General features: G+C 38.2%; 11 protein-coding genes and 2 other annotated features. Of the genes, 3 read left to right on the forward strand and 8 right to left on the reverse strand.

From position 1 onward, the window contains the following. The 6 genes from GA0061074_RS04370 to cysS all read right to left on the reverse strand — a co-directional run bounded on the left by GA0061074_RS04370 (nt 1) and on the right by cysS (nt 6,701). Nucleotides 1-1,278: a dihydroorotase gene (locus GA0061074_RS04370; RefSeq protein WP_092462223.1), complete on the reverse strand. Its 1,278-nt coding sequence runs from the start codon at nt 1,276-1,278 to the stop codon at nt 1-3. After that, entirely contained in the window at nt 1,259-2,182 is a 924-nt protein-coding gene (locus GA0061074_RS04375; RefSeq protein WP_092462225.1) for an aspartate carbamoyltransferase catalytic subunit, read from the reverse strand. Before GA0061074_RS04375 ends, GA0061074_RS04370 begins: the two co-directional genes overlap by 20 nt. Before the next feature lie 272 nt (nt 2,183-2,454). After that, complete coding sequence (locus GA0061074_RS04380; protein ID WP_092462227.1) at nt 2,455-3,408, reverse strand: KpsF/GutQ family sugar-phosphate isomerase; 954 nt, start codon at nt 3,406-3,408, stop codon at nt 2,455-2,457. Continuing rightward, the gene (gene kdsA / locus GA0061074_RS04385; protein WP_092462229.1) at nt 3,392-4,243 is read right to left on the reverse strand and encodes a 3-deoxy-8-phosphooctulonate synthase; all 852 of its coding nucleotides are present in this window, start codon (nt 4,241-4,243) and stop codon (nt 3,392-3,394) included. The genes GA0061074_RS04380 and kdsA overlap by 17 nt, the downstream gene beginning before the upstream one ends. A gap of 198 nt (nt 4,244-4,441) precedes the next feature. Next, nucleotides 4,442-4,921 (reverse strand): S-ribosylhomocysteine lyase, encoded by a 480-nt coding sequence (locus GA0061074_RS04390; RefSeq protein ID WP_092462232.1) that lies wholly within the window; start codon nt 4,919-4,921, stop codon nt 4,442-4,444. An 83-nt stretch (nt 4,922-5,004) separates the two neighbouring features. After that, nucleotides 5,005-5,217, reverse strand: a binding site (T-box leader). A 71-nt stretch (nt 5,218-5,288) separates the two neighbouring features. Continuing rightward, nucleotides 5,289-6,701 carry a cysteine--tRNA ligase gene (cysS, locus tag GA0061074_RS04395; protein WP_092462234.1) on the reverse strand — a complete coding sequence of 471 codons (1,413 nt, stop codon included), beginning with the start codon at nt 6,699-6,701 and terminating at the stop codon, nt 5,289-5,291. 195 nt (nt 6,702-6,896) lie between these two features. Here cysS and GA0061074_RS04400 point away from each other — a divergent pair, with 195 nt between their 5' ends. Further along, complete coding sequence (locus tag GA0061074_RS04400) at nt 6,897-7,913, forward strand: aldo/keto reductase (protein ID WP_092462236.1); 1,017 nt, start codon at nt 6,897-6,899, stop codon at nt 7,911-7,913. A gap of 81 nt (nt 7,914-7,994) precedes the next feature. On the opposite strand, the gene nadE is transcribed toward GA0061074_RS04400, so the two are convergent. Both nadE and GA0061074_RS04410 read right to left on the reverse strand, forming a co-directional pair. Further along, complete coding sequence (nadE, locus tag GA0061074_RS04405) at nt 7,995-8,819, reverse strand: ammonia-dependent NAD(+) synthetase (RefSeq protein WP_092462238.1); 825 nt, start codon at nt 8,817-8,819, stop codon at nt 7,995-7,997. Between the two features lie 27 nt (nt 8,820-8,846). Beyond that, the gene (locus GA0061074_RS04410) at nt 8,847-10,322 is read right to left on the reverse strand and encodes a nicotinate phosphoribosyltransferase (protein ID WP_092462240.1); all 1,476 of its coding nucleotides are present in this window, start codon (nt 10,320-10,322) and stop codon (nt 8,847-8,849) included. A gap of 137 nt (nt 10,323-10,459) precedes the next feature. Here GA0061074_RS04410 and GA0061074_RS04415 point away from each other — a divergent pair, with 137 nt between their 5' ends. Together GA0061074_RS04415 and GA0061074_RS04420 are read left to right on the forward strand one after the other, a co-directional pair. Further along, nucleotides 10,460-11,128, forward strand: a complete 669-nt coding sequence (locus GA0061074_RS04415) for a YoaK family protein (protein WP_159426652.1) — start codon at nt 10,460-10,462, stop codon at nt 11,126-11,128. Between the two features lie 52 nt (nt 11,129-11,180). Then, nucleotides 11,181-11,448, forward strand: a binding site (T-box leader). A 101-nt stretch (nt 11,449-11,549) separates the two neighbouring features. After that, complete coding sequence (locus GA0061074_RS04420) at nt 11,550-12,380, forward strand: MetQ/NlpA family ABC transporter substrate-binding protein (protein ID WP_092462244.1); 831 nt, start codon at nt 11,550-11,552, stop codon at nt 12,378-12,380. Nucleotides 12,381-12,506: the final 126 nt, after the last annotated feature.

Genomic DNA, 12,506 nt, shown 5'->3' on the forward strand with positions numbered 1-12,506 from the left:
CTATGCCTCATATACAATTTGACCATCGATCATGGTTAATAAAGTTTGACCATATATCGTTGCACCGATAAATGGTGTGTTCACACCTTTTGAAGCAAATTCATCTGCAGTGATTTTATGAGTATGTCCAATATCAAACAGTGCTAAATCGGCTGGTTGACCGACCTTAATCGCGGTTGCTCCAGTCAAACCAAACGCTTGTTGTGGTTGAATAACCATCCAATCTAACAACTGCGCTAAGGTCGCAATGCCTGATTTAACCAAATGGGTGTAAAGCAATTGGAAACTGGTTTCAATTCCTGTAATACCAAAAGCTGCGCCGATAAACGATCCTTCTTTTTCAGCCAAACTGTGGGGTGCGTGGTCTGTGGCTACCATATCGATGGTCCCGTCTAATAGCCCTGCAATCACTGCAGTTCGATCTGCTGGTGTTCGTAGTGGCGGATTCATTTTAAAGTACGCATTATCACTTGTAATATCTGTTTCATCTAGTAGTAGATGATGTGGTGATACCTCAGCAGTCACATTAACCCCTTGAGCCTTAGCAATGCGAACCAATTCAACCGATTCTTTCGTTGAAATGTGAGCGACATGATAATGTACACCAGTTGCTTTCGCTAAAACCAAATCTCGCGCAAGCTGTGACGATTCACCTAACGGATCCATCCCTGGTAAATTTAATTCTTCAGCTCGCTTACCTAAGTTCATTACACCACCGTTAATTAACGAATTATCTTCCACATGTGCGACTAATGGCCGCTGCGCTTTAGCGGCCGCCTTCATTGCTGCTAACATGGTAGCAGCCGTTTGCACACCTTTACCATCATTCGTAAATCCAACTGCACCCGCATCAGTTAATGCTTTGATATCACTCACATCTTCAGTCGTTAAATCTGTTGAAATAGCTGCATACTGATATAAGTGAACCAAACTGTTAGCGTCGTTGTTGGCTTTAATCATTTGAAAATTAGCCAGTGTATCCGGTACTGGATCTAAATTTGGCATAGCCAATACTGTTGTAAAGCCCCCTCGTGCAGCTGCTCTTGATCCAGTTGCAACAGTTTCTTTATACGCAAAACCTGGTTCACGAAAATGAACATGCACATCAACTAAACCTGGTGTCATCAAGACGCCATTTGCGTCTATCACACGGTCAGTCGTTTCAGTAATATTGTTTGCAACTTTCTTGATAACACCATCAACTACTAGCACGTCCTGATGCATCAAATCATTATCTGCTACGACAATTTGGGTATTTTTAATCAATACTGATGTCATTTATTTTGTCCTCCGTCAGACTAGCTAAAATTGCAATTCGTGCATAAACGCCATTCGCCATTTGTGTGAAAATACGTGATTTATCGGCTTCTACTAATTCGTCAGCAATTTCCACGCCACGGTTAACTGGTGCCGGATGCATTACAATGGCCGTCTTTTGTAAGCGGTCATAGCGTTCATGCGTTAACCCAAATTGCTGATGATATGTTGTTTCAGAAAACATGACATTATCTTGGTCAGCCAATCGTTCATGTTGCACCCGTAACAGCATTAAAACATCTAAAGCCTCTATGCCGGTATCTATTTCCTGATAGGTACCATATTGATCAAAATCAGTTGGATACCATTCTCTTGGGCCAGCAAAACTAACCTGTGCACCTAATCGATTCAAAATTTCTGCATTTGAGCGTGCGACTCTTGAATGAGATAAATCACCCACAATGCGAATCTTTAGCCCTGAAAAATGACCAAAGTTTTCATAAATTGTCATTAAATCAAGCAAACTTTGTGAGGGATGTTGACCACTACCATCCCCTGCATTAACTAGTTGCGGTATCAACGGTGAATTTTCAGCAATTAAAGGCACGTACCACTCATTAACATGATGCCGAAGAACTACAGCATCAACACCGATTGCACCCAATGTTTTTAAAGTATCACTTAACGATTCCCCTTTTTGGGTTGAACTGGTTTGTGGATTAACCTGAATTTGCTGCCATCCTAATTTTGATTCGGCCATTTGAAAACTACTGGCAGTACGCGTTGAATTTTCAAAGAATAAATTAGCAACATATCTAGTCTGTTTAGGAACTGATAACTCGCCATTTTTATAAGCCAAACTTGTCGTAATTAGTGTCATAATTTCTTGTTTCGTTAAATCATTTAAGTTCACAAAGTTTCGCATACTATCTCCTCATTTTCTACACAAAAAAGCCCTATGAATCCAGTGATCCATAAGGCTTAATGCGTTGCTAGATAGTCTTCTACCCACTTGTGGTATCTGCCATCAACTTGCATATCCTTTGTTAGCCTCACTGGACTACATTTAAAGGTTATTCTTGATTGACATAACTATAGCATGTTTATTTATCTAGGTAAACAGTTTACTTAATAGTTAAATATACTTAAACGTTTAACCTATTTATTTAAATACATTTATTATTTTAATCAGCGTTATTATTCATCGACCACGTCGTTGATTGTAATCACACCAACCACTTCATCCTTTTCAGTAACAACTAAGTTAGAGATATTGTGGGCCGCCATCTTACGCCATGCAGCTCGATTTCGTTTATTAACGTCAATGCTAATAAAGCCTTCTGTCATATAATCAGCTGCCGTTGATGCCTTAACCTTGGTAACATGAAGCATTTTCTTACGAATATCACCATCAGTCACAATACCAACCACTTCATCCTTATCCTTAACTAATGTCATTCCAATACCAAAATCACTAATACGGTAGATAACATCATTAAGTGGTGTTTCAAGATCCACATACGGTACTTTTGTGTGCATAACGTTTTTAACTGTTTGCAACAACAACTTTCCAATTGATCCACCTGGATGATACAAAGCGAAATCTTTCTTCGTGAACTGCTTTTCTTTTTGCACAGCAATTAATAACGCATCCCCAACCACCAACGTCGCCGTTGTCGAGTTAGTTGGCGCTAATTTAGTAACGTCCGCTTCAGAAGCAACATCAACAATTAATGCCTCCTGCGTATTTTTGGCTAACGTTGAATCGGAAGCCCCCGTCAATGCAATCGTCTTCAAGTCTTTACCAAAGATTTCTTGCAAAGCAAAGTAAGTCTGCAAAACTTCTTCCGTCTCACCACTATTAGATACAAAAACAACCACATCATCTGCTGACACACGACCTAAATCACCGTGGAAGGCATTACCAGCATCGATGAAAAAACTAGGTACACCAATCGAAGAAAATGAAGCCGAAATTTTTTCAGCAATGATTCCCGATTTACCAATAGCGATAAAAATTAAACGACCCGTCATCTCTAAGACGTCATTAACAAATTGATCAAAACTTTCATCTAATTCATCACGAACCTTTTCCAAAGTTTTAATCTCAATATCAAAGGTCTCTTTCGCATCTTTATAATAAGTCTTCATCTGCATACACCACCTTACTGTTAAGATGTTCATGGAACAGCTTGTTGGCTTCTTCTAAGATTGGACGTGCCTTTGATAGGTACAACTGACTATCTTGGTCAGAAATAGCCTTAGGTGGATTTGGATGGACTTCTGCAAAGATACCATCAATTCCAATTGCTAAGGCGGCACGCATTAATGGGAAAATATAATCACGGTTACCACCGGAATGATTACCATAACCACTTGGAATCTGGACAGAGTGGGTAGCATCAAAAATAACTGGGTAACCTGTTTCACGCATCTGGATTAAGCTTGTCATATCAACTACTAATTGATGGTAACCAAACATAGTACCACGTTCAGTTACTAGGACACGCTTGTCTTCTGTCTCAACTTTCGTCACGGCACTTTGAATATCTTCAGGTGCCATAAACTGTGCCTTCTTAATATTAACAACACGGCCAGTCTTAGCTGCTGCTAGTAACAAATCAGTTTGACGACTTAGATAAGCTGGAATCTGTAGTACATCTGCCACTTCTGCAACTGGGGCACATTGATATGACTCATGCACGTCAGTCACAATTGGGACATTGTATTCTTCTTTAATCTTACGTAAGACCTCTAAACCAGCTTCCATTCCGGCACCACGGTCAGATGACATCGAACTACGGTTAGCCTTATCAAACGATGCCTTAAACACATAATTAATGCCTAATTCATCGGTAATTTTTTTCAATTCTTCAACAACTTCAACACAAGTTTCATAAGATTCAATGGCACATGGGCCCGCTAGTAAAGTTAAACGATCGTCCTTAAAGCCATACTCTTGAAATACTTCACTAATTTTTGGCATATCTATTCCCCCGTTTTTGACTAGTTCAATTGATAAACATTATTAGAAATTATTAATTTTTAAATATTATATGCTAACTTTTCCATTTTGGCACGATTAAAGTCTTCGTTTTATTTCCTAAAAGGACAAAAAAAGTTGGTTAACTGCTTGTAAATTAAGTGTTTTGACCAACTTTATTTTTGTAATTAAACTGTTACTTTATGCTTCCACAACATGACGAACATAAGGGTCGTCTGAGAAACCTTGATCCAAAATAATACGTGCCCATTCCTTTGCTGAGTGCAAACTGTGGTCCTTGTAATTTCCACATTCACGCATTGTTGTTGCTGGCACATCATCCCATTGAATATCATCACGAATCTTACGTAGTGCATGTGTAAAGGCTGCTGCTACTTCTGTTGTTGAGTAATCTTGCCAACTAATTACGTGGAATCCAGTACGGCAACCAAATGGTGAAATATCAATGATACCATCCAACTCATCACGCACTAAGCTGGCAAACAAATGCTCCAAAGTGTGCACACCAGCTGTTTCAATAGCGGTCTCGTTTGGTTGCGTTAGACGCAAATCATAGTTAACAATTTGGCCACCTGCCGGTCCTTGTTGGGTTTCAATCTTACGGACGTATGGTGCCTTTACTTTTGTGTGATCCAATGAAAAACTTTCAACTTCTGCCATGATAAATTCCTCCTAAATATTCAACATAATCCCCGTTAATCGACATCGTTCTTTAAACAAAAACGTCCCGTAATCAATTAAGATTACGGGACGTTATCACGTGGTACCACCCGAGTTTAATAAGTATCTAACTTATCCTCTCAGCGCTATAACGGGCGCTCCCGAATGGCATTGACGCATTGTTCATGTCATTTATGACTCCAAGACCATCTTCCGATAATGCCTTTATCAGTTTCCAGCAACCACTGACTCTCTATAAAACGCCTTTATCGTACTCATCTTTTCCATGTCGATAAGGCTATGCTAAATCTAATCCCACGTTGTGTCAACCGTTTAATTAAAAAAAACTCATTTTTGTCATTTATTATTAACGATGCCAACGTGTTCCCTGTGGCGTATCTTCAAGGATAATGTCTTGCTGTGCCAATAAGTCACGAATTTCATCAGAACGTGCAAAATTTTTAACCGCACGTGCTTCATCACGTTCTTTAATCAAAGCATCAATATCCGCATCCAATAATTCGTCCTGAGCCAAACCATCAACGCCAAAGACTCCCATCAACGTCGCAATACTATCTAAAATAAATTGAATAGTTTGTTGGTAGACCTCTTGGGCATTTGCATATTGATTAGCTAAATCAACTAACCCATAAATCGCTGTCAATGCATTCGGCGTATTAAAATCATCATCCATCGCTGCATTAAATGCAGTAATAAACTCGTTAGCTTGCGCCATTATTTGGTTATCATCCCCAGCAAGTGCACCTTGCAAACGGAATTGCAAATTACGATAACCGGTACGAATATGGTCTAGATTTTTACCTGCTTGCGCCATGTTGCTCTCTGAATAAGCAATAGCACGGCGATATTGTGTCGTTGCCATAAAGAAACGTAGCACCATTGGATCATCAATTTGTTGCAATAAATCATGCACCGTTACGAAGTTTCCTAGTGACTTTGACATCTTCTCATTTTCATCACCAACTGTCACAAAACCATTATGCAACCACATGTTTACAAACTGCTCGCCTGTATGTGCTTCACTCTGAGCGATTTCATTCGTGTGGTGTGGGAACGCTAAATCAATTCCACCACCATGAATATCAAAATGATTTCCTAAATACTTAGTCGACATAACAGAGCATTCAATGTGCCAACCAGGACGCCCTTTACCCCAAGGAGAATCCCAGGCAATCGCACCATCCCCATTTTCACCCTTCCACACAGCAAAATCCATTGGATCTTCTTTGCGAGCCAACTCTACATCATCCAAACGACCTGCAGCATTCGAAGTCATATCGCTTAAATCTTGATGAGCCAAAGCACCATAATTTTTAAATTTTTTAGCACGATAATACACGTCACCTGCTGACTCATAGGCATAACCCTTAGCAATTAAGTCAGTTACAAAATCAATAATTTCTGAAATATGTTCAGTTGCCCGTGGTCGCACTGTTGCTGGCTTAATATTCAAAGCAGCTGTATCCTCATTGAATGCAGCAATATATTTATCAGCTAATTCAGGTACTGTAATACCTTGTTCAGCTGCTGCTTTAATCATTTTGTCATCCACATCTGTAAAATTAGATACGTAATCAACCTCATAACCACGATACTCAAAATAACGTCGTATTGTATCAAAGGCAATTGCAGAACGTGCATTTCCAATATGAATGTAGTTATAGACAGTTGGCCCACAGACATACATACTGATTTTACCTTCATGCATAGGTTGGAAATCTTCCTTAGCCAACGTCATGGTATTAAACATTTTCATCATATTACGTCCCTCTCCTTTAAAAAATGTGGTGTCACCTCATTTTCATTAACTGACTAATTGTCAGCACATATAAGTATTTTAACATATTTCTTTGTCGCTAAGAATGCATGATAAGTTAGTTTGGACACCTTGCAAGATAACGATTACAATTAACGTTATATACTACATTAAGCAAATTCATCGGGGGAAAATTTAATGTACCAAGCAAATAAACAACGTTATGACAAAATGATTTATAACCGTGTTGGTAATAGTGGCCTAAAGCTATCTGCATTAGGCCTTGGACTTTGGCATAATTTTGGTAGTGTCGATCCTATTGAAAATCAAAAAGCAATTATTCACCAAGCTTTTGATTTAGGTATCACCTATTTTGATTTAGCTAACAACTATGGACCTGTGCCCGGTAGTGCCGAAAAAAACTTTGGTAATATTCTTGCCCATGACATGCATGCTTATCGTGATGAACTCGTTATTTCAAGTAAAGCCGGCTATGAAATGTGGGATGGACCTTATGGTAATTGGGGTTCTAAGAAAAGTATCATTGCTAGTGCCAATCAAAGTTTAGCTCGTCTCCAATTAGATTATGTTGATATCTTTTACTCACATCGTCCAGATCCAGACACACCAGTTGAAGAAACAGCACTTGCTTTAGATCAATTAGTTCGTGATGGTAAAGCCTTGTATATTGGTATTTCAAATTATTCCGGTATCCAAACGCAAGCAATTATTGATATTTTTAATGATTTAAAGACGCCTTTCATTATTCATCAACCTCGCTATAACATGTTTAATCGTCAAATTGAGCAAGACCTATTACCCGTTTTACGTGAAACAGGTAAAGCAGCAGCTGTTTTCAGTCCTCTATCACAAGGTTTGTTAACTGATAAATACTTAAATGGTATTCCTAAGACATCACGGGCAGCCAAAAGTACTAGTCCTTTCTTACACACAAATCAAGTTGACGCTACCATTAAAACAGTGCAGCGCCTAAATGAAGTTGCTAAAAACCGTCATCAAACGTTAGCTGAAATGGCGCTAGCTTGGGACCTTAGACATTCAGAAGTTGCTAGTGTCATTATTGGTGCTAGTCGACCAGAGCAATTAGTTGATAATGTTAAGGCATTAAACAATTTAAATTTCAGTCAGGCTGAGTTAAATCAAATTGATAGTATTTTAAGCCAACAACCTAATATCGATTGGCAAGCGCATTAAAGTTCAATAATAAAAAAGGGCCGTTAATCTACCATTTCAAAATGGTTAGACTAACGGCCCTTAACTTTGACTTTTTATATTTTAACGCCACCACTCATCAAACACAGTCACTGGTTGACGACGCTTGTGTTCAGAAGTCGTATACAAATGCTCGATTTGCTTAGCATCCGCATCAGACACTTCTCTACCTTCCAAATAATCATCAATCGCATTATAAGTGACACCCAAAGCATCTTCGTCAGGCAATGCTGGTCGATCTTCTTCTAAATCAGCTGTTGGTACCTTTTCATATAAGTTCTTTGGTGCATCTAAGTAAGCTAACAATTGGCGTCCTTGTCGCTTATTTAAACGGTACAATGGTGTCACATCAGCAGCACCATCCCCAAATTTCGTATAAAAACCTGCCAATGCCTCAGCAGCATGATCAGTTCCAATCACAACACCACGATTAGCCGCTGCAACGCCATATTGCGCAATCATTCGTTCACGTGCTTTGATATTCCCTTTATTAAAATCAGTTACTTCAATACCACTAGCTTCAAGTTGCTTTACAATACCTTCAACTGACTCTTTAATGTTGACCTTTACCATTTTGTCAGCACCTTGCCAATCAATTGCAGCCAATGCATCTGACTCATCAGATTGTTGACTGTATGGCAAACGCATCGCGATAAATTGATAAGTTTGGTCGCCCGTTTCCTCACGCAATTGCTCAACAGCAAATTGTGCTAGCTTACCAGCTAATAATGAATCTTGACCACCTGAAATACCTAATACAAGTGTCTTAAGACCGGTCTTGACTAAATAATCTTTTAATAATGAAATTGAACGATTAATTTCTGTTTCTGAATCAATTGTTGGTTGAACACCTAATGTTTGAATAATTTCTGCTTGTAATGGTCGCATAACAGCCTCCCTTAAGAAATAATACTATTAATTGTTTTTACTAATTTTATCAACGTATGAACGGGTTTTATTGATAAGATTCATCTTATGGTCCCATGCATCTTGTGACAAATCAACTGGATATTCTTGTGGATTCAAATCACGACGATATTCTGAATATAACGAATTAATATGATGTTGTGAAAAATCACGTACTTCATCCAACGCTGGCAATTCATAAACTAACTCACCGTTCACAAAAATATCTTGTAAGATTGGTCGTGCTGTATAATCCACGACAGTCTTATTTAGGTATGGATAGCTAGGGTGGAACATATACAATCCATCAGGCAAATTAGTTGGATCTTCATTCCATAAAGCAACGTAGTCCCCTTGTGACTTACCGTCAGAATTACGTGTAATTCGCCAAACTTGCTTTTGACCTGGCGTTGAAATTTTTTCAGCTGAGCCCGAAATCTTAATGGTATCAGTCATATTACCGTTTTCATCTTCGATTGAAACAACCTTATAAACTCCACCAAGTGCAGCCTGGTCATATGCCGTGATCAACTTTGTTCCAATACCCCATGTATCAATTTTAGCACCTTGGAACTTCAAACTCTTAATTGTTGATTCATCCAAATCATTTGAAGCGACAATTGATGCATTAGGGAAACCAGCTTCGTCCAACATCTTACGAACCCCTTTAGAAACGTAAGCCAAATCACCAGAATCAATACGTACACCAATAAAGTTAATCTTATCGCCCATTTCTTGTGCCACACGAATTGCAGCTGGTACACCAGAACGTAGTGTATCGTAAGTGTCTACCAAAAAGACAACATCATGATGCGTCTCAGCATATGCTTTAAAGGCTTCATAATCATTACGATAGACCTGTACCAAACTATGTGCATGGGTACCAGAAATTGGAATACCAAATAGCTTACCTGCCCGCACATTTGAAGTCGCATTAAAGCCACCAATGTAAGCAGCTCGTGTTCCCCAAAGAGCGGCATCCATTTCTTGTGCACGACGTGAACCAAACTCCATCAAAGTTTGATCACCAACAACTGAACGAATTCTTGATGCCTTCGTGGCAATTAAAGTTTGATAGTTAATGATGTTTAGTAATGGTGTTTCAATTAATTGCGCATCAAAAACAGTTGCCTCAACCTGCACAATTGGTTCATTGTTAAAAACAACATCTCCTTCATGAGGTGTACGTACTGTTCCCTTAAAACGCCAATTTTTTAAATAATCTAAAAACTCTTCATTAAACTCCCCAGTTGAACGTAGATAATCAAGATCACTCTGAGAAAAATGCAAGCCACTCAAAAAATTAACAAATCGTTCTAATCCAGCAAAAACGGCATAACCATTTTGAAATGGCATTTTACGAAAGTACATCTCGTAAACCGCTTTGCGTTCATGAATTCCCTTCATAAAATACGTTTGCATCATTGATAATTGGTATGCATCGGTGTGTAATGCCAAGCTATCATCTGGATATGCTAAAGCCATAACATAATTCTCCTCAATTTTTTTATTAGTACCATTCTACCACAAATCACAGGGTGTAAAGTCAGCTCTATTATACTTCCTAGTGGTATACTGATAAGATTGTCACTTAAATAATTTATATATAAGGAATGATTATCATGATTCATAACTATCCAATTAAAGAATCGATGCGTACGGGGATGCTACTTGCAGCAACAGCAGGTTTTATTGATGCTTACACATTCACCATTCATGATATGCGTTTTGCTAGTTTCCAGAGTGGTAATTTATTACAGATTGGTTTAAATGTTGCTGGTGGTAAATGGTTACATGCACTGCTTTACTTCTGGCCAGTATTTGCCTTTTTAATTGGTACTAGTTTTAACCAACTTTTGAAACATTTTGCAAAAAATCGTCACCAATCACATACTATGATAGCTTTGCTTGTTGAATTGATAGGTTTAATCGTCGTTGCTTTGCTTGAATATAATAATATTTCAGCTGATATTATCTTACCTTTACTTGCTTTCTTTATGGCAATTCAGGCAGATACATTTAACCTCATTCACGGTATGCCCTATATGACCATCTTAAGTACCGGTAATTTACGCACGCTTAGTAGCGGATTGACCAACGGTTTATTATGGCACGATAAAGAATCGTTGCATCGTGCTGGACGAGTAGCACCAGTTATCTTAGCATTCTTTATCTCAGCAATTTTAGCTTTTTTTGCAATTCAATTATTTCATCAAGGTGCACTATTTATCGCACCAATTTTAATACTTGGTCTTCTTATTTTAGTAAATCGAGAAGAAAAACAAGAATAGCTGTTGACATAAGTGTCAATATCAACTAGAATACGGATAGTATTTTAGAATAATAAACAAGTTGATCAGGGAAGTAGTTTAATTATAATTTGTTAAGAGAGACAGCATTTGGTGTAAGTTGTTCAAATTATATTAATCGAAAATGGCCTGTGATTGGCGTTAATGAGTAGCAAGTCTATAAATTAACGACGGAATGGTCTACGTTAAAAGACACACGAATCGGCATAGCATCATATCGCTCACTGCCCGCTCGTTGCTAAGGTTTTAACTAGTAATGGTTAAAATGAATGTAGAATGGTAACACGAGACTCGTTTCTATCGGATTATATATAATCTTGATGGGACGAGTCTTTTTTATTTCCATGCCCTTCTAAAATACCAAAAAATAACTACTAATATACTCAAAAGGAGAACTATTATTATGCATAAAGGATTGAAAATTGGTGCTATCTTAGCCGTTAGTGCCTTCGCTGCTGGAACTGCTGCCCCTATTACTGCTAACGCTGCTGCAAAAAAGACAGTTACTGTTGGAATTGTTGGTACTAGTGATAAGAAATTATGGGATAACATTAACAAAACAACGCAAAAGAAATATAACCTAACCGTTAAAACAAAGGTCTTTACTGATTACAATCAACCAAACAAGGCCGTAGCTGACGGATCACTTGATTTAAATGCTTTCCAACACACTTATTTCTTAGAGAATTGGAACAAATCAAATAATAACAAGGTAAAGGCAATTGGTAAGACATTCATCACACCTATCCGCCTTTACTCAGAAAAGCATAAAGATGTTAAAGACTTCAAAAAGGGTGATAGCATTGCCGTACCAAACGACAGTACTAATGAAGGTCGTGCTTTAACTTTGCTACAATCAGCTGGTTTGATTACCCTAAAGAAGGGTGTTGATTTACCAACGCTTAAAGATATTAAATCAAATAAGCTAAACCTAAAGTTTAAAGAAGTTGCTGCTGATCAAGGCCCATCTGCTCTAAAGTCAATGGACGGGGCTGTTATCAACACAAACTACGCACAAGAAGCTAAGCTTAAGTTGAGTTCAGCTATTTATGTTGAACCAATCAACAAGAAGTCAAAGCAATGGATTAACGTGATTTTTGCTCGCAAGAGTGATGCTGACAAGAAGGCATACAAGCAAGTTGTTAAGGCATACCAAAGCAAGCAAACAAAGCAATACCTAAAGGATACTTGGGGTAAGGCTGAAATTCCAGCATGGGATATCAAGTTGAAGTAAGCCATTTATAACAACCGTGACGGGCTTAGTCCCGCTCACATACATATCAATAGTAGGAGAAGAATATGGCAGTTATTTCATTAAAAAATATTAACGTAACTTTTAAACAAAAAAAGCGTGAAATTG

This window comes from Weissella bombi (genome assembly GCF_900094835.1).
GTDB lineage: Bacteria > Bacillota > Bacilli > Lactobacillales > Lactobacillaceae > Weissella > Weissella bombi.

Excerpts from the sequence above, each read along its gene's own strand:
- GA0061074_RS04370 (WP_092462223.1), bottom strand. The coding sequence starts at position 1,278 with ATGACATCAGTATTGATTAAAAATACCCAAATTGTCGTAGCAGATAAT.
- GA0061074_RS04375 (WP_092462225.1), bottom strand. The coding sequence starts at position 2,182 with ATGCGAAACTTTGTGAACTTAAATGATTTAACGAAACAAGAAATTATG.
- GA0061074_RS04380 (WP_092462227.1), bottom strand. The coding sequence starts at position 3,408 with ATGAAGACTTATTATAAAGATGCGAAAGAGACCTTTGATATTGAGATT.
- kdsA (WP_092462229.1), bottom strand. The coding sequence starts at position 4,243 with ATGCCAAAAATTAGTGAAGTATTTCAAGAGTATGGCTTTAAGGACGAT.
- GA0061074_RS04390 (WP_092462232.1), bottom strand. The coding sequence starts at position 4,921 with ATGGCAGAAGTTGAAAGTTTTTCATTGGATCACACAAAAGTAAAGGCA.
- cysS (WP_092462234.1), bottom strand. The coding sequence starts at position 6,701 with ATGATGAAAATGTTTAATACCATGACGTTGGCTAAGGAAGATTTCCAA.
- GA0061074_RS04400 (WP_092462236.1), top strand. The coding sequence starts at position 6,897 with ATGTACCAAGCAAATAAACAACGTTATGACAAAATGATTTATAACCGT.
- nadE (WP_092462238.1), bottom strand. The coding sequence starts at position 8,819 with ATGCGACCATTACAAGCAGAAATTATTCAAACATTAGGTGTTCAACCA.
- GA0061074_RS04410 (WP_092462240.1), bottom strand. The coding sequence starts at position 10,322 with ATGGCTTTAGCATATCCAGATGATAGCTTGGCATTACACACCGATGCA.
- GA0061074_RS04415 (WP_159426652.1), top strand. The coding sequence starts at position 10,460 with ATGATTCATAACTATCCAATTAAAGAATCGATGCGTACGGGGATGCTA.
- GA0061074_RS04420 (WP_092462244.1), top strand. The coding sequence starts at position 11,550 with ATGCATAAAGGATTGAAAATTGGTGCTATCTTAGCCGTTAGTGCCTTC.